This is a genomic window from Aliarcobacter cibarius (genome assembly GCF_013372265.1).
GTDB classification, from domain to species: domain Bacteria; phylum Campylobacterota; class Campylobacteria; order Campylobacterales; family Arcobacteraceae; genus Aliarcobacter; species Aliarcobacter cibarius.
This window is the reverse complement of the sequence record NZ_CP054051.1, coordinates 2,045,153-2,069,764: the sequence shown is the minus strand read 5'-3', so window position 1 is coordinate 2,069,764 and position 24,612 is coordinate 2,045,153. Positions and strand designations below refer to the sequence as shown.

At 30.5% G+C, this 24,612-nt stretch carries 7 protein-coding genes; 5 read left to right on the top strand and 2 right to left on the bottom strand.

Translation table 11 applies throughout. The features are described from left to right. The first annotated feature begins 65 nt into the window (after positions 1–65). The 5 genes from ACBT_RS10335 (at position 66) to ACBT_RS10315 (ending at position 21,430) form a co-directional block, all read left to right on the top strand. Entirely contained in the window at positions 66–1,859 is a 1,794-nt protein-coding gene (locus ACBT_RS10335) for a TolC family protein (protein ID WP_024774378.1), read from the top strand. Positions 1,860–1,872: 13 nt separating this feature from the next. Beyond that, a complete protein-coding gene (locus ACBT_RS10330; RefSeq protein WP_024774377.1) occupies positions 1,873–4,032 on the top strand; it encodes a type I secretion system permease/ATPase in 2,160 nt (719 codons plus the stop codon). Between the two features lies 1 nt (position 4,033). Further along, entirely contained in the window at positions 4,034–5,551 is a 1,518-nt protein-coding gene (locus ACBT_RS10325) for an HlyD family type I secretion periplasmic adaptor subunit (protein ID WP_024774376.1), read from the top strand. A gap of 109 nt (positions 5,552–5,660) precedes the next feature. Further along, complete coding sequence (locus tag ACBT_RS10320; protein WP_176325397.1) at positions 5,661–20,606, top strand: vWA domain-containing protein; 14,946 nt, start codon at positions 5,661–5,663, stop codon at positions 20,604–20,606. 44 nt (positions 20,607–20,650) lie between these two features. Next, positions 20,651–21,430 (top strand): sensor histidine kinase, encoded by a 780-nt coding sequence (locus ACBT_RS10315; RefSeq protein WP_034218436.1) that lies wholly within the window; start codon positions 20,651–20,653, stop codon positions 21,428–21,430. 157 nt (positions 21,431–21,587) lie between these two features. On the opposite strand, the gene ACBT_RS10310 is transcribed toward ACBT_RS10315, so the two are convergent. Together ACBT_RS10310 and ACBT_RS10305 are read right to left on the bottom strand one after the other, a co-directional pair. Continuing rightward, the gene (locus ACBT_RS10310; protein WP_024774512.1) at positions 21,588–23,132 is read right to left on the bottom strand and encodes an IS1634 family transposase; all 1,545 of its coding nucleotides are present in this window, start codon (positions 23,130–23,132) and stop codon (positions 21,588–21,590) included. A gap of 191 nt (positions 23,133–23,323) precedes the next feature. Then, positions 23,324–24,517: an MFS transporter gene (locus ACBT_RS10305; RefSeq protein ID WP_034218437.1), complete on the bottom strand. Its 1,194-nt coding sequence runs from the start codon at positions 24,515–24,517 to the stop codon at positions 23,324–23,326. Positions 24,518–24,612 lie beyond the last annotated feature (95 nt).

The window sequence follows — 24,612 nt, the reverse complement described above, 5'->3', positions numbered from 1 at the left end:
GTTAAGTTAAATATAAATACAATAATAAAAAATGTTATTTTATTAAAGAGAAAATGGAGTATTAAATGAAACACAAGGGAATGCGTTTAATTTGCTTATCACTATTTGCAAGTGTAAGCTTGCAGGCATCTAGCTTAAAAGAAAGCGTAGAAAAGGTTCTCTCAACAAATCCTGAGGTTATTGCTGAGAAAAAAAACCAAGAAGCTTTTAAAAAGTATATTGATGAAAGAGAGGCAAAGTATTTACCAAGATTGGATATTGATGGTAGATTAGAGAAAAGTAACTCTGATAAAAAGTATAAAGAACAAAGAATTAATAATACAAATTCTCCAGTAAATGGTTCAGAACAAGAAGATGGTTATAATTTAGGAATTGCTATAAATCAAATGCTTTATGATGGTGATTTGACTCCAGCGCAAGTAAGAGAAGCAAAGCATAACGATTTAGCAAATACTTATAGAACAGAAAAAAATATTCAAAATATTATTTCTGAAACAATTAATGCTTACACTGGATTGGTTCAATATGATGAAATGTTAAATTTAACAAAATCTATGATTCAAACAAATGAAGATAATCTTACAATAGCAAAAGAAAAAGAATCAATAAGTGGAGAAGTTTTAGAAACTTATGAAACAGAAGGAAAACTTAATTTTATGAAAGAAAAGTATCTTGAAGAAAAAGATTTAAAACATTCGAGAATTACAACTTTCAAAAGATTTGTTGGAGAAGAACCTACTGGAAATGAATGTAGACCAAAAATGGATTTATCAAATATTCCAAACAATCTTCAAGACTTAGTAGAAAAAGCTGTTTTAAATAATTATGAAATTAAAGAACAAATAGAGAGAATAAAAGCTCAAAGAGAGAAAATTGCTCAAGCTGATTCTAAATTTTTACCAAATTTTAATTTAGAATTGAAAGCTTTGACGGATAATGATTTATCATTAAATGAAAATGGTAGAGAGAATCAAGCTTTTGGAAGAATAAATTTAGCATGGAATTTATTTAATGGAGGAGCTGATAAAGCTATATCTGAGCAAGAAACACTTTTTTTAGCTGAACAAAAACAAAGGCTAGATGCAATTACTAATAAAATAGTTGAAGAAATTAAAGTAAATTTTGAAAGATATCAAAAAAATAAAGAAAGAATCGATGTTCTAAAAAAATATGTAGTATCTAATGAAAATATTGTTGAGGTTTATAAAAGTGAGTTTGAATCGGGGACTAGAACGTTTGTTGATATTTTAGATGCTCAAACAGTACTTTATGAAGCAAAGAAAAGTTTAATTAATAGAGAGTATGAATTATATAGAAATTATTATGATATTCTAGCTTCTCTTTCAATTTTAAGTGATACTGTTTTATCTCCAAATAATGATGGATGTTCAAATTCAGCAGCATTAGGTAATTTATTTGGTGAGCCACAAAATACTATTACAACAAATGATGAATTAAAGTCTTTATTAGGGGATGTTCCGCAACAAGAACAAGTTGTTGAAAGACCTATGCATTATACGCCTGCACCTGTAGTTCCTAAACAAGAAATTATTAAATCTGAAAATTTTTCAACATTTCAAGAAGCTCCATCTGGATACTATACAATTAATATAACAACAACAGAAGGTATAGATGCTGCAAATGGATTTGTAAGTAGGAATGCTTTAGATAAGAATAATACATACACATATCCTTTTGGACCAGAAATGGCAAGTGCTAAGGTTATATATGGTATATTCAAATCAGTAAAAGATGCAAATGCTGCAATGGATAGTTTACCAGCATCGATTAAAGCGCATAATCCATATATTGATAATATATCAAAACATCAAAAACTTTATGATAAATATCATAAATAATTAGAGGGTATTATTGGAAAATAAAAATCCTAAATCACTTGACAGTGAGACACTTGGAAATTTAAAGGATAGAAGAAAAGTAGATGATCTTTTGGGTTGTCTACTTTTTTTGTCTAAATATCATAATAGGGAAACATCTGCAGAATCTTTAACTTATGGATTACCTATTCATAAAACTTCAATGAATGTTTCTATGTTTCATCAAGCTGCTTCAAGAATTGGTTTTTCAACAAGAGCAGTAAGTAGAGAAAATTTAAAAGATATTACAAAATTAGCTTTACCATCGGTTTTAATATTGAATAAAAATAGAGCTTGTGTTTTATTAAATTATGATTTAAAAAAAGGTGTTGCTCAAGTAATCATTCCAGGTTTAAGTAGTGGAGAAACAGAGATAACTGTGGAAAAGCTTGAATCTGAGTATACAGGTGAAGTAATTATTATTAAGCCAGAATATAATTTTAATAATAGAATAGAAAAAGAAGTTAAAGTTGAAAATCCAAAAGATTGGTTTTGGGGAACTTTAAAAAGAAATACAGGTATTTACAAACAGGTAATTGTAGTTTCTCTTTTTATTAATCTTTTCATTTTAGCTACTCCTTTATTTACAATGAATGTTTATGATAGAGTTCTTCCTAATAATGCAATAGAAACATTATGGGCATTATTCATTGGTATTTCAATTGTAATGTTATTTGATTTAGTTTTAAAAGTTTTAAGAAGTTATTTCCTTGGAATTGCAGGTAAAAGAGCTGATACGATTATGTCAAATAAAATATTTAATCATCTTTTAAATATTAGACTTGATGCAAAACCTGCATCAACAGGACAATTTGTAAGTAGGATTCAATCTTTTGAAAGTGTTAGAGAATTTTTCACAAGTGCTACAATTGCTGCTATTGTAGATTTACCTTTTGTTATTATTTTTATAGCAGTTATATTTTTTATTGGTGGACCATTAGCTTATATTTCGATTGCAACAGCGGTTATTTCGATACTTTTATCTTGGTATTTTCAAAAACCTTTGAAAGAAATTATTGAAAAAAGTGTAAAAGAAGATCAAATAAAGCAGACAACTTTAATTGAAGCAGTTTCTGGATTGGAAATTATAAAAAGTGTGAAAGCTCAAAATAGGATGAAAACACATTGGGTAAACTCTATAAATAAAACTACACATTATTCAGACAAGAGTCATTTTCTATCTCAATCTATAACTTATTTTACTGCTTTTCTATCACAATTCTCAAATATTGCAATTGTTGCTGCTGGGGTATATTTGGCGAAAGAAGGAGAAATTACTATGGGAGCTATAGTGGCTTCTATGATATTAAATGGAAGAGTAATTGCTCCTATTGCACAGCTTGTTGGTATGATTATAAAATTTGATAGAGTAATGTTGTCTTTAAATAATCTTGACGAAGTTATGAGAATGCCTGTTGAAAAAGAGGATAAATTATATATTAGTAGACCAAACTTAAAAGGTGATATTGAATTAAAAGATATTCAATTTTCATATAAAGATCAAAATCATCAAACATTAAAAAATATAAATCTTAAAATAAAACAGGGTGAAAAAGTTGCTATTTTAGGAAAAATTGGTTCAGGAAAATCTACTTTATTGAAGCTAATAATGAATTTATATCAACCAACAAAAGGTTCAGTGTTAATAGATGGTCTTGATACTAGACAAATAGATCCTGTAGATTTAAGACATGCTATGGGAAGTGTTCCTCAAGAACCATTTTTATTTATGGGGACTGTAAAAGATAATCTTACGATTGGTGAACAATATGTTTCAGATGAAGAAATTTTAAGAGTATCAAAAATTGCTGGTCTTGATGAATTTTTAGGAAAGCATGAAGCAGGTTATGACTTACTTGTTGGAGAAAGAGGAGATGGTCTTTCAGGTGGAGAGAGACAATCTATTACTTTAGCAAGAGCTTTAATATCTGATCCAGGAATTATAATTTTAGATGAACCAACTAATTCTATGGATAGGCAAACAGAAAAAGCATTTATAAATAGACTTCAGAATATAGTTACAGATAAAACTTTAATTGTTGTAACTCATAAAACTTCTCTTCTTCAACTTGTTGATAGAGTTATAATTATGGAAAATGGTTCAATAATAGTTGATGGACCAAAAGATGAAGTATTTACAGTAAAAGTGGATTAATATGGAAAATCTAAATAAAGACAATGAAAATAGTAATATTAATGTTATTGAGAATAACGAACATCTAATAGTTATTAAAAATCCAAAATTACCGAAAAAAGAGAATAAAAGTTGGGAATTCTTTTATAAAATTAAAAATAGTATAAAAGCTATTTATGGTTTAGGTGATGATAAATACAATGAAAAAGAGGATTTAGATTTTATTTATACAAATTATTCTCATGCTAATGAAGAAGCTAGTTTAGTTAGTAAAGTTATTTTTACAATTGTTGTTGGTATTTTTGCTATATTTTTAATTTGGGCAACTTTTGCGGAAATAGATGAATTAGCAAGAGGTGGGGGAAAAGTTATTCCTACAGATAAAGTACAAACGGTTCAATCTTTAGATGGAGGAATTATTTCTGAAATATTTATAAAAGAAGGAGATATTGTAAAATTTGATGCTCCTTTAATGAAAATTGATACAACAAGATTTCAAGCAACATTAGAAGAGAGTAGACAAGAATATTTGTCTTTATTAGCTCTTAAAGCTAGATTAGAAAAAGAGGCAACAGTAAATATTGATGAACCATTGCAAGAATTGGTTTTTGATGAAAAAATTTTACAAGATCCATCGAGATATGATTTGAATGAAAAGATGCTTTATGAAAATCGATATAGAGAGTTAAAATCTTCTATTAGTGTTTTAGCAACTCAAGAGAGTCAAAAAATTCAAGAATTAAAAGAGATTGAAAGTACAATTAAAAAACTAAAAGATAATTTAGGTTTCATTGAAGAACAAAAAAAGACTATAAAGCAATTAGTTGAAAGAAAAATTAAATCAAATATTGATTTATTAGATATGGAAAAAGAATATAACCAAACAAAAGGTGATTTATTGACTGCAAATTTATCTATTACTAGATCAAATTTTGCTATTCAAGAAGCTAGAAATAAAATTCAGGAAAGATTAAATACTTTTAGAAGTGAAGCTTCAAATGAATTACAAAAAACAGTTAGTCAGATAAATAGATTTGAAGCTAAGCTTGTAGGGGATAAAGATAAAGTTGATAAAACAACTATTACATCTCCCGTAGATGGAATTGTAAAACAGTTAAACTTTAATACGATAGGAGGAGTTATTCAGCCGGGAGTTGATTTAATTGAAATAGTTCCTTTAAGTGATGCTTTAGTTGTTGAAGCAAAAATTGATCCTAAAGATATTGCGTTTATAAATCCTAGCCAAAAAGCAATTATTAAGATTACTGCGTATGATTTTTCAATTTATGGAGGATTAGAAGGTAAAATTATTGAGATTTCTGCAGATTCAATAATTGATAAAGAATCAAAAGAAGGTAAAAGCTATTATAGAGTTTTAGTAAAAACTGACAAAAATTATTTAGAAAGAAAAGGTAAAAAACTTCCAATTATTCCTGGAATGGTTGCTACTGTTGATATAGTTACAGGTAAAAAAACTATTATGGATTTTATCTTAAAACCTATATTGAAAGTTAAGCAAGATTCACTTCATGAAAGATAATTGTTTATGCAATTATCTTTTTTTATAAAATTATTCAAATAAAAACTTTTTAGAGACTTTTTTTAAATAAAATACATAATATAATTATAAATATCTCAAGGAGAGTATTATGAAATTGACTATAAGAGAAGCAAATGGTTCGAGTAAAGTAGTTGAACTTGTTAAGGATTTAGAAATCGTTGCTAAGAAGGGACAGCAATTTATATTTTCAAATGGATTTTCTAGCTATTCAATGAATTTTAAAGATGATCAAAAGTCTGTAGAATTTCTTTTCAAAATTGATGGGAAAAGTGTAAAAGTAAGTTTAAATGGGATAGTTCCATTTTTAAATGAAAATCAAGATGATATAGAAAATCCAACTTTAGTTCTTATTAATAAAGACTTAAATGACCAAGATGTTAAATCTATAGTTGAAAATAATGCATTTAATGGAAGTGAAATTATAGATAGATTAGAGTCTCTTATTACTAATGGAGTTAAGACATCAAATAATACAGCCTTAGTGACAGATTTTCAATCATTAGTTGAAACTTTAGAAGCAGCAGCAGCTGGAGGAGAGGGACAAGGAACAACAAGAACGAGTGGAGTAAAAGTTGGTTCATCAGATGTCCTTAGTGATTCTTTATTTGGACTGCAAGAGACTGATAGATGGATAAATTTAGAAAGAGGAATTTCATCTCTTCCTGTTGAAACAGGAGAAATAGTTGCTCCCGTGGTGATTGAAAACATACCAGAGGCTGTAATCGTACCAAAAGATCCAAAAGATCCAGATCCACAAGTACCGACAGATCCACAAGATCCAAGTAAACCATTAGATCCACAAGATCCAAGCCTAGGGACAAAAGGTGCAGTAGCAGTTGAGGGTGAAGATTTAGTATTTACTGTAACAGTAACAGATAGTGTAAACCCACAAACATATGACTTTGTAATAAATAATGGAACAGCAGAAGCAGGTAAAGACTTTACAACTAATAATGTATCGTTTACAAATGGTGTAACATATGATCCAGCTACAGGAAAAATAACAGTACCAGCAGGAGTAACAAGCTTTGAAGTAACAGTAAAAACTATTGATGATAAAATAATAGAGGATACAGAGAGTTTAAGTGTAACAGTAGGTAATTCAACAGCAGTTGGATATATTATTGATAATGATAAAGAAGATATAACAGTAGATCCAGATCCAGATCCAAAAGATCCAACTGATCCAAAAGATTTAGACTCAAAAGGTGCAACTGTAACTGAAGGTGAAACAGCTGAATTTAAAGTAAGTTTAACAGAGTCTTCAAAAGATCAAACAGTAACAGTTACTCTAACAGGTGCAACAGCAGAGAAAGGAAAAGATTTCCTAAATCCAAGTGAGACACAAGCTATAGTAATTAAATATGCAGATGGATCAAAAGTAACAGTAAGTCCAAATGCAGATGGTACATATAGTGTAAAAGTACCAGCAGGTGAGACAAACTTTGTAGTAGAAGTAAAAACATATGATGATAAAACAATAGAGAACACAGAAGATTATACGTTAACTGTAAAAGTAGGGAATGTAGATAAAACAGTAACTGGAACAATATTAGATAATGATAAACCAGAGGCTGTAATCGTACCAAAAGATCCAAAAGATCCAGATCCACAAGTACCGACAGATCCACAAGATCCAAGTAAACCATTAGATCCACAAGATCCAAGCCTAGGGACAAAAGGTGCAGTAGCAGTTGAGGGTGAAGATTTAGTATTTACTGTAACAGTAACAGATAGTGTAAACCCACAAACATATGACTTTGTAATAAATAATGGAACAGCAGAAGCAGGTAAAGACTTTACAACTAATAATGTATCGTTTACAAATGGTGTAACATATGATCCAGCTACAGGAAAAATAACAGTACCAGCAGGAGTAACAAGCTTTGAAGTAACAGTAAAAACTATTGATGATAAAATAATAGAGGATACAGAGAGTTTAAGTGTAACAGTAGGTAATTCAACAGCAGTTGGATATATTATTGATAATGATAAAGAAGATATAACAGTAGATCCAGATCCAGATCCAAAAGATCCAACTGATCCAAAAGATTTAGACTCAAAAGGTGCAACTGTAACTGAAGGTGAAACAGCTGAATTTAAAGTAAGTTTAACAGAGTCTTCAAAAGATCAAACAGTAACAGTTACTCTAACAGGTGCAACAGCAGAGAAAGGAAAAGATTTCCTAAATCCAAGTGAGACACAAGCTATAGTAATTAAATATGCAGATGGATCAAAAGTAACAGTAAGTCCAAATGCAGATGGTACATATAGTGTAAAAGTACCAGCAGGTGAGACAAACTTTGTAGTAGAAGTAAAAACATATGATGATAAAACAATAGAGAACACAGAAGATTATACGTTAACTGTAAAAGTAGGGAATGTAGATAAAACAGTAACTGGAACAATATTAGATAATGATAAACCAGAGGCTGTAATCGTACCAAAAGATCCAAAAGATCCAGATCCACAAGTACCGACAGATCCACAAGATCCAAGTAAACCATTAGATCCACAAGATCCAAGCCTAGGGACAAAAGGTGCAGTAGCAGTTGAGGGTGAAGATTTAGTATTTACTGTAACAGTAACAGATAGTGTAAACCCACAAACATATGACTTTGTAATAAATAATGGAACAGCAGAAGCAGGTAAAGACTTTACAACTAATAATGTATCGTTTACAAATGGTGTAACATATGATCCAGCTACAGGAAAAATAACAGTACCAGCAGGAGTAACAAGCTTTGAAGTAACAGTAAAAACTATTGATGATAAAATAATAGAGGATACAGAGAGTTTAAGTGTAACAGTAGGTAATTCAACAGCAGTTGGATATATTATTGATAATGATAAAGAAGATATAACAGTAGATCCAGATCCAGATCCAAAAGATCCAACTGATCCAAAAGATTTAGACTCAAAAGGTGCAACTGTAACTGAAGGTGAAACAGCTGAATTTAAAGTAAGTTTAACAGAGTCTTCAAAAGATCAAACAGTAACAGTTACTCTAACAGGTGCAACAGCAGAGAAAGGAAAAGATTTCCTAAATCCAAGTGAGACACAAGCTATAGTAATTAAATATGCAGATGGATCAAAAGTAACAGTAAGTCCAAATGCAGATGGTACATATAGTGTAAAAGTACCAGCAGGTGAGACAAACTTTGTAGTAGAAGTAAAAACATATGATGATAAAACAATAGAGAACACAGAAGATTATACGTTAACTGTAAAAGTAGGGAATGTAGATAAAACAGTAACTGGAACAATATTAGATAATGATAAACCAGAGGCTGTAATCGTACCAAAAGATCCAAAAGATCCAGATCCACAAGTACCGACAGATCCACAAGATCCAAGTAAACCATTAGATCCACAAGATCCAAGCCTAGGGACAAAAGGTGCAGTAGCAGTTGAGGGTGAAGATTTAGTATTTACTGTAACAGTAACAGATAGTGTAAACCCACAAACATATGACTTTGTAATAAATAATGGAACAGCAGAAGCAGGTAAAGACTTTACAACTAATAATGTATCGTTTACAAATGGTGTAACATATGATCCAGCTACAGGAAAAATAACAGTACCAGCAGGAGTAACAAGCTTTGAAGTAACAGTAAAAACTATTGATGATAAAATAATAGAGGATACAGAGAGTTTAAGTGTAACAGTAGGTAATTCAACAGCAGTTGGATATATTATTGATAATGATAAAGAAGATATAACAGTAGATCCAGATCCAGATCCAAAAGATCCAACTGATCCAAAAGATTTAGACTCAAAAGGTGCAACTGTAACTGAAGGTGAAACAGCTGAATTTAAAGTAAGTTTAACAGAGTCTTCAAAAGATCAAACAGTAACAGTTACTCTAACAGGTGCAACAGCAGAGAAAGGAAAAGATTTCCTAAATCCAAGTGAGACACAAGCTATAGTAATTAAATATGCAGATGGATCAAAAGTAACAGTAAGTCCAAATGCAGATGGTACATATAGTGTAAAAGTACCAGCAGGTGAGACAAACTTTGTAGTAGAAGTAAAAACATATGATGATAAAACAATAGAGAACACAGAAGATTATACGTTAACTGTAAAAGTAGGGAATGTAGATAAAACAGTAACTGGAACAATATTAGATAATGATAAACCAGAGGCTGTAATCGTACCAAAAGATCCAAAAGATCCAGATCCACAAGTACCGACAGATCCACAAGATCCAAGTAAACCATTAGATCCACAAGATCCAAGCCTAGGGACAAAAGGTGCAGTAGCAGTTGAGGGTGAAGATTTAGTATTTACTGTAACAGTAACAGATAGTGTAAACCCACAAACATATGACTTTGTAATAAATAATGGAACAGCAGAAGCAGGTAAAGACTTTACAACTAATAATGTATCGTTTACAAATGGTGTAACATATGATCCAGCTACAGGAAAAATAACAGTACCAGCAGGAGTAACAAGCTTTGAAGTAACAGTAAAAACTATTGATGATAAAATAATAGAGGATACAGAGAGTTTAAGTGTAACAGTAGGTAATTCAACAGCAGTTGGATATATTATTGATAATGATAAAGAAGATATAACAGTAGATCCAGATCCAGATCCAAAAGATCCAACTGATCCAAAAGATTTAGACTCAAAAGGTGCAACTGTAACTGAAGGTGAAACAGCTGAATTTAAAGTAAGTTTAACAGAGTCTTCAAAAGATCAAACAGTAACAGTTACTCTAACAGGTGCAACAGCAGAGAAAGGAAAAGATTTCCTAAATCCAAGTGAGACACAAGCTATAGTAATTAAATATGCAGATGGATCAAAAGTAACAGTAAGTCCAAATGCAGATGGTACATATAGTGTAAAAGTACCAGCAGGTGAGACAAACTTTGTAGTAGAAGTAAAAACATATGATGATAAAACAATAGAGAACACAGAAGATTATACGTTAACTGTAAAAGTAGGGAATGTAGATAAAACAGTAACTGGAACAATATTAGATAATGATAAACCAGAGGCTGTAATCGTACCAAAAGATCCAAAAGATCCAGATCCACAAGTACCGACAGATCCACAAGATCCAAGTAAACCATTAGATCCACAAGATCCAAGCCTAGGGACAAAAGGTGCAGTAGCAGTTGAGGGTGAAGATTTAGTATTTACTGTAACAGTAACAGATAGTGTAAACCCACAAACATATGACTTTGTAATAAATAATGGAACAGCAGAAGCAGGTAAAGACTTTACAACTAATAATGTATCGTTTACAAATGGTGTAACATATGATCCAGCTACAGGAAAAATAACAGTACCAGCAGGAGTAACAAGCTTTGAAGTAACAGTAAAAACTATTGATGATAAAATAATAGAGGATACAGAGAGTTTAAGTGTAACAGTAGGTAATTCAACAGCAGTTGGATATATTATTGATAATGATAAAGAAGATATAACAGTAGATCCAGATCCAGATCCAAAAGATCCAACTGATCCAAAAGATTTAGACTCAAAAGGTGCAACTGTAACTGAAGGTGAAACAGCTGAATTTAAAGTAAGTTTAACAGAGTCTTCAAAAGATCAAACAGTAACAGTTACTCTAACAGGTGCAACAGCAGAGAAAGGAAAAGATTTCCTAAATCCAAGTGAGACACAAGCTATAGTAATTAAATATGCAGATGGATCAAAAGTAACAGTAAGTCCAAATGCAGATGGTACATATAGTGTAAAAGTACCAGCAGGTGAGACAAACTTTGTAGTAGAAGTAAAAACATATGATGATAAAACAATAGAGAACACAGAAGATTATACGTTAACTGTAAAAGTAGGGAATGTAGATAAAACAGTAACTGGAACAATATTAGATAATGATAAACCAGAGGCTGTAATCGTACCAAAAGATCCAAAAGATCCAGATCCACAAGTACCGACAGATCCACAAGATCCAAGTAAACCATTAGATCCACAAGATCCAAGCCTAGGGACAAAAGGTGCAGTAGCAGTTGAGGGTGAAGATTTAGTATTTACTGTAACAGTAACAGATAGTGTAAACCCACAAACATATGACTTTGTAATAAATAATGGAACAGCAGAAGCAGGTAAAGACTTTACAACTAATAATGTATCGTTTACAAATGGTGTAACATATGATCCAGCTACAGGAAAAATAACAGTACCAGCAGGAGTAACAAGCTTTGAAGTAACAGTAAAAACTATTGATGATAAAATAATAGAGGATACAGAGAGTTTAAGTGTAACAGTAGGTAATTCAACAGCAGTTGGATATATTATTGATAATGATAAAGAAGATATAACAGTAGATCCAGATCCAGATCCAAAAGATCCAACTGATCCAAAAGATTTAGACTCAAAAGGTGCAACTGTAACTGAAGGTGAAACAGCTGAATTTAAAGTAAGTTTAACAGAGTCTTCAAAAGATCAAACAGTAACAGTTACTCTAACAGGTGCAACAGCAGAGAAAGGAAAAGATTTCCTAAATCCAAGTGAGACACAAGCTATAGTAATTAAATATGCAGATGGATCAAAAGTAACAGTAAGTCCAAATGCAGATGGTACATATAGTGTAAAAGTACCAGCAGGTGAGACAAACTTTGTAGTAGAAGTAAAAACATATGATGATAAAACAATAGAGAACACAGAAGATTATACGTTAACTGTAAAAGTAGGGAATGTAGATAAAACAGTAACTGGAACAATATTAGATAATGATAAACCAGAGGCTGTAATCGTACCAAAAGATCCAAAAGATCCAGATCCACAAGTACCGACAGATCCACAAGATCCAAGTAAACCATTAGATCCACAAGATCCAAGCCTAGGGACAAAAGGTGCAGTAGCAGTTGAGGGTGAAGATTTAGTATTTACTGTAACAGTAACAGATAGTGTAAACCCACAAACATATGACTTTGTAATAAATAATGGAACAGCAGAAGCAGGTAAAGACTTTACAACTAATAATGTATCGTTTACAAATGGTGTAACATATGATCCAGCTACAGGAAAAATAACAGTACCAGCAGGAGTAACAAGCTTTGAAGTAACAGTAAAAACTATTGATGATAAAATAATAGAGGATACAGAGAGTTTAAGTGTAACAGTAGGTAATTCAACAGCAGTTGGATATATTATTGATAATGATAAAGAAGATATAACAGTAGATCCAGATCCAGATCCAAAAGATCCAACTGATCCAAAAGATTTAGACTCAAAAGGTGCAACTGTAACTGAAGGTGAAACAGCTGAATTTAAAGTAAGTTTAACAGAGTCTTCAAAAGATCAAACAGTAACAGTTACTCTAACAGGTGCAACAGCAGAGAAAGGAAAAGATTTCCTAAATCCAAGTGAGACACAAGCTATAGTAATTAAATATGCAGATGGATCAAAAGTAACAGTAAGTCCAAATGCAGATGGTACATATAGTGTAAAAGTACCAGCAGGTGAGACAAACTTTGTAGTAGAAGTAAAAACATATGATGATAAAACAATAGAGAACACAGAAGATTATACGTTAACTGTAAAAGTAGGGAATGTAGATAAAACAGTAACTGGAACAATATTAGATAATGATAAACCAGAGGCTGTAATCGTACCAAAAGATCCAAAAGATCCAGATCCACAAGTACCGACAGATCCACAAGATCCAAGTAAACCATTAGATCCACAAGATCCAAGCCTAGGGACAAAAGGTGCAGTAGCAGTTGAGGGTGAAGATTTAGTATTTACTGTAACAGTAACAGATAGTGTAAACCCACAAACATATGACTTTGTAATAAATAATGGAACAGCAGAAGCAGGTAAAGACTTTACAACTAATAATGTATCGTTTACAAATGGTGTAACATATGATCCAGCTACAGGAAAAATAACAGTACCAGCAGGAGTAACAAGCTTTGAAGTAACAGTAAAAACTATTGATGATAAAATAATAGAGGATACAGAGAGTTTAAGTGTAACAGTAGGTAATTCAACAGCAGTTGGATATATTATTGATAATGATAAAGAAGATATAACAGTAGATCCAGATCCAGATCCAAAAGATCCAACTGATCCAAAAGATTTAGACTCAAAAGGTGCAACTGTAACTGAAGGTGAAACAGCTGAATTTAAAGTAAGTTTAACAGAGTCTTCAAAAGATCAAACAGTAACAGTTACTCTAACAGGTGCAACAGCAGAGAAAGGAAAAGATTTCCTAAATCCAAGTGAGACACAAGCTATAGTAATTAAATATGCAGATGGATCAAAAGTAACAGTAAGTCCAAATGCAGATGGTACATATAGTGTAAAAGTACCAGCAGGTGAGACAAACTTTGTAGTAGAAGTAAAAACATATGATGATAAAACAATAGAGAACACAGAAGATTATACGTTAACTGTAAAAGTAGGGAATGTAGATAAAACAGTAACTGGAACAATATTAGATAATGATAAACCAGAGGCTGTAATCGTACCAAAAGATCCAAAAGATCCAGATCCACAAGTACCGACAGATCCACAAGATCCAAGTAAACCATTAGATCCACAAGATCCAAGCCTAGGGACAAAAGGTGCAGTAGCAGTTGAGGGTGAAGATTTAGTATTTACTGTAACAGTAACAGATAGTGTAAACCCACAAACATATGACTTTGTAATAAATAATGGAACAGCAGAAGCAGGTAAAGACTTTACAACTAATAATGTATCGTTTACAAATGGTGTAACATATGATCCAGCTACAGGAAAAATAACAGTACCAGCAGGAGTAACAAGCTTTGAAGTAACAGTAAAAACTATTGATGATAAAATAATAGAGGATACAGAGAGTTTAAGTGTAACAGTAGGTAATTCAACAGCAGTTGGATATATTATTGATAATGATAAAGAAGATATAACAGTAGATCCAGATCCAGATCCAAAAGATCCAACTGATCCAAAAGATTTAGACTCAAAAGGTGCAACTGTAACTGAAGGTGAAACAGCTGAATTTAAAGTAAGTTTAACAGAGTCTTCAAAAGATCAAACAGTAACAGTTACTCTAACAGGTGCAACAGCAGAGAAAGGAAAAGATTTCCTAAATCCAAGTGAGACACAAGCTATAGTAATTAAATATGCAGATGGATCAAAAGTAACAGTAAGTCCAAATGCAGATGGTACATATAGTGTAAAAGTACCAGCAGGTGAGACAAACTTTGTAGTAGAAGTAAAAACATATGATGATAAAACAATAGAGAACACAGAAGATTATACGTTAACTGTAAAAGTAGGGAATGTAGATAAAACAGTAACTGGAACAATATTAGATAATGATAAACCAGAGGCTGTAATCGTACCAAAAGATCCAAAAGATCCAGATCCACAAGTACCGACAGATCCACAAGATCCAAGTAAACCATTAGATCCACAAGATCCAAGCCTAGGGACAAAAGGTGCAGTAGCAGTTGAGGGTGAAGATTTAGTATTTACTGTAACAGTAACAGATAGTGTAAACCCACAAACATATGACTTTGTAATAAATAATGGAACAGCAGAAGCAGGTAAAGACTTTACAACTAATAATGTATCGTTTACAAATGGTGTAACATATGATCCAGCTACAGGAAAAATAACAGTACCAGCAGGAGTAACAAGCTTTGAAGTAACAGTAAAAACTATTGATGATAAAATAATAGAGGATACAGAGAGTTTAAGTGTAACAGTAGGTAATTCAACAGCAGTTGGATATATTATTGATAATGATAAAGAAGATATAACAGTAGATCCAGATCCAGATCCAAAAGATCCAACTGATCCAAAAGATTTAGACTCAAAAGGTGCAACTGTAACTGAAGGTGAAACAGCTGAATTTAAAGTAAGTTTAACAGAGTCTTCAAAAGATCAAACAGTAACAGTTACTCTAACAGGTGCAACAGCAGAGAAAGGAAAAGATTTCCTAAATCCAAGTGAGACACAAGCTATAGTAATTAAATATGCAGATGGATCAAAAGTAACAGTAAGTCCAAATGCAGATGGTACATATAGTGTAAAAGTACCAGCAGGTGAGACAAACTTTGTAGTAGAAGTAAAAACATATGATGATAAAACAATAGAGAACACAGAAGATTATACGTTAACTGTAAAAGTAGGGAATGTAGATAAAACAGTAACTGGAACAATATTAGATAATGATAAACCAGAGGCTGTAATCGTACCAAAAGATCCAAAAGATCCAGATCCACAAGTACCGACAGATCCACAAGATCCAAGTAAACCATTAGATCCACAAGATCCAAGCCTAGGGACAAAAGGTGCAGTAGCAGTTGAGGGTGAAGATTTAGTATTTACTGTAACAGTAACAGATAGTGTAAACCCACAAACATATGACTTTGTAATAAATAATGGAACAGCAGAAGCAGGTAAAGACTTTACAACTAATAATGTATCGTTTACAAATGGTGTAACATATGATCCAGCTACAGGAAAAATAACAGTACCAGCAGGAGTAACAAGCTTTGAAGTAACAGTAAAAACTATTGATGATAAAATAATAGAGGATACAGAGAGTTTAAGTGTAACAGTAGGTAATTCAACAGCAGTTGGATATATTATTGATAATGATAAAGAAGATATAACAGTAGATCCAGATCCAGATCCAAAAGATCCAACTGATCCAAAAGATTTAGACTCAAAAGGTGCAACTGTAACTGAAGGTGAAACAGCTGAATTTAAAGTAAGTTTAACAGAGTCTTCAAAAGATCAAACAGTAACAGTTACTCTAACAGGTGCAACAGCAGAGAAAGGAAAAGATTTCCTAAATCCAAGTGAGACACAAGCTATAGTAATTAAATATGCAGATGGATCAAAAGTAACAGTAAGTCCAAATGCAGATGGTACATATAGTGTAAAAGTACCAGCAGGTGAGACAAACTTTGTAGTAGAAGTAAAAACATATGATGATAAAACAATAGAGAACACAGAAGATTATACGTTAACTGTAAAAGTAGGGAATGTAGATAAAACAGTAACTGGAACAATATTAGATAATGATAAACCAGAGGCTGTAATCGTACCAAAAGATCCAAAAGATCCAGATCCACAAGTACCGACAGATCCACAAGATCCAAGTAAACCATTAGATCCACAAGATCCAAGCCTAGGGACAAAAGGTGCAGTAGCAGTTGAGGGTGAAGATTTAGTATTTACTGTAACAGTAACAGATAGTGTAAACCCACAAACATATGACTTTGTAATAAATAATGGAACAGCAGAAGCAGGTAAAGACTTTACAACTAATAATGTATCGTTTACAAATGGTGTAACATATGATCCAGCTACAGGAAAAATAACAGTACCAGCAGGAGTAACAAGCTTTGAAGTAACAGTAAAAACTATTGATGATAAAATAATAGAGGATACAGAGAGTTTAAGTGTAACAGTAGGTAATTCAACAGCAGTTGGATATATTATTGATAATGATTATAAATTAACAACAGATGATAGCTTCTCAACAAAAGAGGATACTTCATACATTATAAATATTAATGACTTTGGTACACCATTAACAATAATAACAAAAGTTAAAATAGTTGAAATACCAACTAATGGACAATTATTATTGAATGGTACGGTAGTTAAAGCAGGACAAGAGATAAATAGAGTTGATATTGACAATGGGAAATTAGTATTTAAACCAAATACAAATACAGATGAAGATGGAAACTTTGAGTTCTTAGTTTATGATGGAACACAATGGGCTACAGTGGAAGCTAAAACTGAAATTATTGTTACAGCGGTTGCTGATACTCCAACGACAAGCATTGATGCAGTAAAACTATCTTCAGGAGAATACACTGTTAAAATTGATGCAGAACTAACAGATACTGATGGAAGTGAGATTTTAACGGTTAAAATTAGTAACGTTCCAAATGGTGCGGAATTAACAAGTACAAAATATGAAGTTACAAAAAACACAGATGGTTCATGGAATGTAAAAGTTCCAGTAGGGGTAACTTCTATATCTGACACTTTAGTTATGAATAATGTACCGAAAGGAACAGATTGGGTAAATTTAAAAATTACAGCAACTGCTACAGAAACAAATGATAATATTGATGGTAAAAATTTTAAAACAGCAGAATCAAGTGATGCTACAGTTTATGGAGTAGGAGAGAATAATCAAGTTTGTATGGAATCATTTAAGTACAATCTTGTAATTACTCTTGATAATTCTGGAAGTATGAATGGTACTCCTATGACTTTAGCAAAAGCTGCTATGGTTAATTTAGTAAATAAATATAGTAATCTAGGTGAAGTTAAAGTTCTACTAAACGTTTTCAATTCATATGGTGAAATTAAAGGAATATGGGTAAATCCATCAGAAGCTATAAATCTAATAAATCAAATTACAGCTGGTGGTGGAACGAATTATGACGATGCAATATTAAAAAATATTAATGTATTAAGTAAAAATCCGGCTCCTTTAGATGGAAAAACTATCTCATATTTTGTAAGTGATGGTAATCCAACATATAAAATGGTTAAAAATTCGAATGGAGAATGGGTAATATCAGGAAATGGTTCAGCCACTGAGTCAGTTACTAAAATAATATCTGATCAATGGAAAAATTTAGATATTGATAAATCATATGCTATAGGTATTGGGACTAATGAATTAAATACTCATTTAAAAAATATTGCAAACGATGTAACTATAATTAGTAATGCTAATCAATTAAGTGATGCTTTAGAAGGAACAGTACAGGAATTAATCTATGAAGGGACTGTTAGCGACAATATTTTTGGAGGAGATCCAAAAGTAAAAATTGACAGTATAATTGTAGATGGTAAAACTTATACAAAAGATACTTTCCCTGCAAATGGAGTAATTACAGGAGATAATAAAATTAAATTAACATTTGATTTTAATACAGGAGACTATAAATATTATGCTAAATCATCTAAATTTAGTGTTGAAAATGTAGGATTTAAAGTAAATGTAAGTGATAATAATGGAGATATGACATCTTTAGATGTAGGATTAAAAGTTTCTGTTATAACTGAAATATATACACCAACAGCTAATATAGATGTAGTCAATACATCAACTATAAATTATCAAAATGCTAGTATAACTTCAAAAGGTTATACAATTGGAGCTTATGATTTAAATGGTGCAAAAGGAGAAATGTCAATAGTTTCTTCATCAAATATATCAGGATTTGGTGTAAAAGGAGCTTCTTCAGGTGATAGTAATGAAATTGGGTATTTAAATGGTAAATCTGAAGAAATAAGAGTTAAGTTTGATAATAAAGTTACAGATGTAAATGTTAAGTTTTCTTGGTTAGCATCTAGTGAAACTGCAAAAATTTCATTCTATAAAAATGGAATTTTAGTTGGAACAGCAATACAAAAAGGTTTAACAGATACTATAGATGGACCATTTAGCTTAAAGCCATCGAATGGTTCATTATTTGATGAAATAAGATTTTCAGCAAATGGAGCAAATGATGATTATTTAGTTAATTCTATAGAGTATAATGAAGTAGTTGTAGACAATAATGGAACTATAGCAGGAGAAGTTTATAATGTTAATTTTGGAGCAGCATTAAAAGATAATTCAGGAGTATTAAGTGTAAAAATCAGTAATGTTCCAGAAGGTGCAAGTTTTGATTTACCAAATATGAAAAATTTAGGAAATGGTGTTTGGGAGGTTGAAATTCCAGCAGGTTCTAAAGCAATTGATTATAGTAATGTAAAAATGATAGTTCCAGCAGGTACAAATTATGTAGATTTAAAAATTACGGCAACAGCAAGTTCTGAAGCTCCTTGTAGCTTGAATAAATCAAAAGAAGCAGTAGAAAGTGATGCAACACTTTATGCGTTAAGTGAATCTGAACAAGCTAAAATGAATACATTTAAATATAATTTAATATTAACTATTGATAATTCTGGAAGTATGTCCGGAAACCCAATAACACTTGCTAAAGCAGCAATGGTTAATTTAGTAAATAAATATACTCAATTGGGAGAAGTTAAAGTATTCTTAACTACATTTAGTGATTATGGAGAGATTAAAGGTGCTTGGGTTGATGCAAAAACAGCTATAAATTTAATAAATAGTATTTCTACTAAAAATATGACAAATTATGATGATGCATTATTAAAAATTATTAATAATATTAAACCTGTACCATATAATGAAGGGAAAACGGTTTCTTATTTTGTATCTGATGGGCAACCAAATTATGGAATGAAACAAGATGCTAAAGGTAACTGGATACTAAATACTAATGCTAATAGTGTAAATTCAACGTTATCAAAACAGTTTAAAGAATTAGCTATTGATAAGTCATATGCTATTGGAATTGGAACAAATGCATTAAATACACATTTAAATGCTGTATCTAATGATGTTACAATTATTAGTAATGCTGAACAATTGAGTAAAACGTTAGAAGATACAGTTCAAGAGCTATTAGTTGAAGGAAATTTCCTGGATAATGTTATTGGGGGAGATGAAAAAATTACTGCTGATATTATAACATTTGAAGGAAAACAATATACAAAAGATACATTCCCTAAAGATGGTATTATCTCTGGTACTAATAATATTAAATTAACAGTAGACTTTGATACAGGAGATTATAAATATTATGCCAAATCATCTAAATTTACAGAAGAAATTAAAGTATTTAATGTTGAAGCTAGTGATAATAATGGTGATAAAGTAAAATATGATATTGAAGCTGAAGTAAAAGTTGTAACAGGAAAAGCTGAAAATATCCAAAAATTAACAGGAGAGGATATTGATTTATCTAAAGTTATTACAAAAACAACTGATATTATAGACATGGAAAATGGAAAAACAACAGATAAATTAAAAGTTGATTTTAAAGATATCTTAGATTTAAATGATAAAGAACTTGTAATAAAAGGAGATAAAGGAGATAAAGTTCAATTAAATCTAAATGAATGGGACGTTAAAGCAACTAGCAATGGATATAAAGAATATGTAGGTAAAGGTACAAATTCAACAGTTAAATTATTAATAGATGATGAAATAGATATTACTAACATATAAAATATATAAGTGAGATTTCTCACTTATATAAAAATAGGAAACAAATGAGACAAACTAAGATTGATGATTTTTTAGAGCTAGAAAGAAGAATAAAAGAAGAAGTTGAAAAAAGTAGAGAAAAAGATAAGATATTATTTCAACAAGCTAAATTAGCTTCACTTGGTGAAATGTTAGGAAATATATCACATCAGTGGAGACAACCACTAATGGAGATAAATTCAATTTTTTTACCAATTGAGGGTAAGATTATTCTGGGAAAAAAAGTAGATAATAACGAAATTCTACAAGCTATTGAGAAGTTAAATAGTATTACAAAATTTATGTCAGATACTATAGATGACTTTAGAGACTTTTTTTCAAATGATAAAGAAAAAATTAGATTTAATATTTTAGAACAAATTAATTCAGTTGTTAATATAGTAAGTGCGGGATTAAAAGCACATAGTATTAAATTAGATATCATTCTTAAAAAGAATCCAGAATTATTTGGATACAAAAATGAGTTTTCTCAGGTTTTAATAAATCTTATAAATAATGCAAAAGATGAGTTGATTTCTAGAAAAATTGAAGATCCTTATATTAAAATAACAATTTTTGAAGAAAAAAATAACATTGTTGTAACGATAGAAGATAATGCAGGTGGGATAAAAGTAAGTCCAATTGAGACAATATTTGAGCCATTTTTTACATATCAAAAACATAATGGATCAGGTATTGGTCTTTTTATGTCAAAACTTATTATAGAGAAAAATATGGAAGGAAAATTAAAAGCATCAAATAAAGATGATGGTGCTTTTTTTGAAATAATCATTCCAAAAAATTAAATGAATTCTATTTTTCTTCTTTTATTGGTAAATTTATAAGTGCTGCAAAAATAGCTAATACAATATCTAAGTACCACATCCAAGTAAAATCACCTGTATGATTCATATTTAAACCACCTAAAAATGCTCCTAAAAATCCACCAGTTTCCTGACTTCATCATTCGAGGCACCCAAGTTCAATTTCAATAATATTTTGGATTTTTAGTTGTATTTCATTGAGTTTCAACACTTCAAATTTTTTCTTATGTGTAAGTGGATTTGTATATTCTAACCCATAGATTGTTTTTATCTCTTCGAGTGCTATTTGAACCGATAAGTTTTTATCATGAAGTTTAATAATCCTTTCAAGTTCTTTATAAACTGTATATGCAATAAATGATATTGAAATATGAGCTTCAATTCTATGTTTTAAATAATGATGGATTGGTCTTATTTTTAAATCAGTTTTGGAAATTCTAAATGCTCTTTCTATTTGCCAAAGATTTGAGTAGTTTTCAATTACTTCATTTGGACTAAGTGTTGTATTTGTGATATAACCTTTTAATCCATCCCAAAGAGCATCTTCATTAAATTTATCATAATCAATTGTAACTTCTATTTCATTTTCTAAATGTAGATATTTATTATATCCTCTACTATTGATTTGATCTTTTGTAAGTTTTCCTGATTTAACTCTTTTTTCTAATCTTGCTAATCCTTTTTCTCTATTATATTTATCTTTTTTTGCTCTTTTATCTGTATACGACAATACAAGTATATCATCACTTTTTGCAACTGTTGCAATAGCATTATTTTCATCAAGATTTAAAGATAATATTTTACTTTTTGTAATATGATTTTCATTTTTAATTCTAGCACCTAAGATATATTTATAGTTATGAGCTTTTAATTGTTCTATATTGTTTTTAGATAATAATCCAGAATCAGCTATTACAATTGGTTTTTGTAAATTAAATTTCTTTTCAAATTTTTGAAGTATTGGTATAAAGGTATTTCCTTCATAGCTATTCCCCTCATAAATATCATAACCTATTGGATAACCTTGTTCTCCAACTAACAGTCCAAGCATTATTTGTGGAGATTGAAATTTACCATCTTTACTAAATCCAATTCTTCTTAAATCATCCTCATCTTCACTTTCAAAGTAAAGTGTTGTAACATCGTAAAATAAAACAGTAATTTTACCTAATATTTTTTTTGTGTGATTAAATGCAACTTCTTCAATCTCTTCTTTGTATTTTAAATGAAATTTATCCATAAATCTATAAATTTTCATAATATCCATATCTATATTTCTATAACGTTTTAGATACTCAATAACTTTTAATTTACTTCCTGGATTTATTAATCTTGTTATTACAAGATGTTTTAAAAGTTCATCATCTACGATATTACTGAATCCTATATAATCAAATAATCTTGCGATAATTAATTCAGGACCAATACAAACAATACTATTTGTTGATAAGTTTTTAACAAAGATATCTATTATATTTTCACTATTATCATTTGGAAATAAATCTAATAAAGGTTGTTTAGTTAGTTGTGGAATAAGTTTTAATCCCTCTTGATATAAAACTTCAATTTCATCAATATCTTTAGATGAACCAATAGTTTGCACTATTTTATTGTTTCTTCCAATTTTTTCTATTATTTGAACACTTACACTACCACTTGCATTTCTTTTTTTACGAATAAACATACAATATTATACAGTGGGTCACCCAAGTTGAAAATTAAAATCCCTTAATGATGGGCTTTATAAAGTGTTTATTAGGTGCTTTCTCAAAAAGTGATGAAGTCAGGAGAAAAATATGGAAGGAAAATTAAAAGCATCAAATAAAGATGATGGTGCTTTTTTTGAAATAATCATTCCAAAAAATTAAATGAATTCTATTTTTCTTCTTTTATTGGTAAATTTATAAGTGCTGCAAAAATAGCTAATACAATATCTAAGTACCACATCCAAGTAAAATCACCTGTATGATTCATATTTAAACCACCTAAAAATGCTCCTAAAAATCCACCAGTTTGATGGCTTAAAAGTGTTAATCCAAAAAGAGTACCTAGATATTTTGTACCAAAAAGTTTAGCTACTATTCCAGCTGTTGGAGGAACCGTTGCAAGCCAAGTAAATCCTAAAGATATTGCAAAAATATAAAATGTAAGTTCAGTTTTTGGAGCTAACATATAAGCAATTATCATTAAAGCTCTACTTGCATACATTACAGTTAAAATGTACTTCATTTTATATTTAGTTCCTAAATATCCTGCATATAAACTTCCAAAAATATTAAAAAAACCAATCAAGGCTAAAGAAAATGCTGAAACACTAGCGCTATGTCCACAAAGTGCAACTTCCCCTGGAAGATGCGTAGATAAAAAAGCAACATGAAAGCCACAAGTAAAAAATCCTAAATGTAGACAAATATAGCTTTTGTCTTTTAGTGCAATATATATTTGATTTTTTAATTTTAATTCATCTTCAGGATTATCTATTTTTATTTGTTCTTTTTTGTTTTGTGAAGTTAATGTTTTTGCAAGGGGAATAGTAAGAAGAGTTGAAAGCGCAAGAGTAATCATAGCCCAAATCCAACCTAAACCATTTATTACTACTTGTGTAATTGGAGCAAAAATAAATTGACCAAATGAACCACCTGCATTTATAAAACCACTTGCAAAAGATCTTTTATTTGCAGGTAAATTTTTTGCAGTTGCTCCAATTAAAATAGAAAAACTTCCAGCAGCAGCACCAGCTGAACATAAAATTCCAAGAGTTAGCATCAAAGTGAAATCAGTGTTTGCAAAAGGTACAAGAACAAGACCTAAAGACATTACAATAGCACCTAAAACTAGAACTCCAAAAGATCCTCTTTTATCAGCAACTGCTCCAAAAAGAGGTTGAATAAATCCCCAAACTAGTTGACCAATTGCCAATGCAAAACTGATAGATACAATATCAAGAGAAGTTGAATTATCTATAGGTTCTACAAAAAGTCCTAAACTTTGTCGTACACCCATAGTAATTGCTAAAATTAAAGAAGCAGCAATTATAGTTATCCAAATTTTTTTTGCATCATTTTGCATTGTATCTCCAAGCTTATTTTTGTACTTTATTTTGATTAATATTATAAAAGTTGTTTATATTGAGATTTATTTGAAATATTAAAAGCTAAATAGTA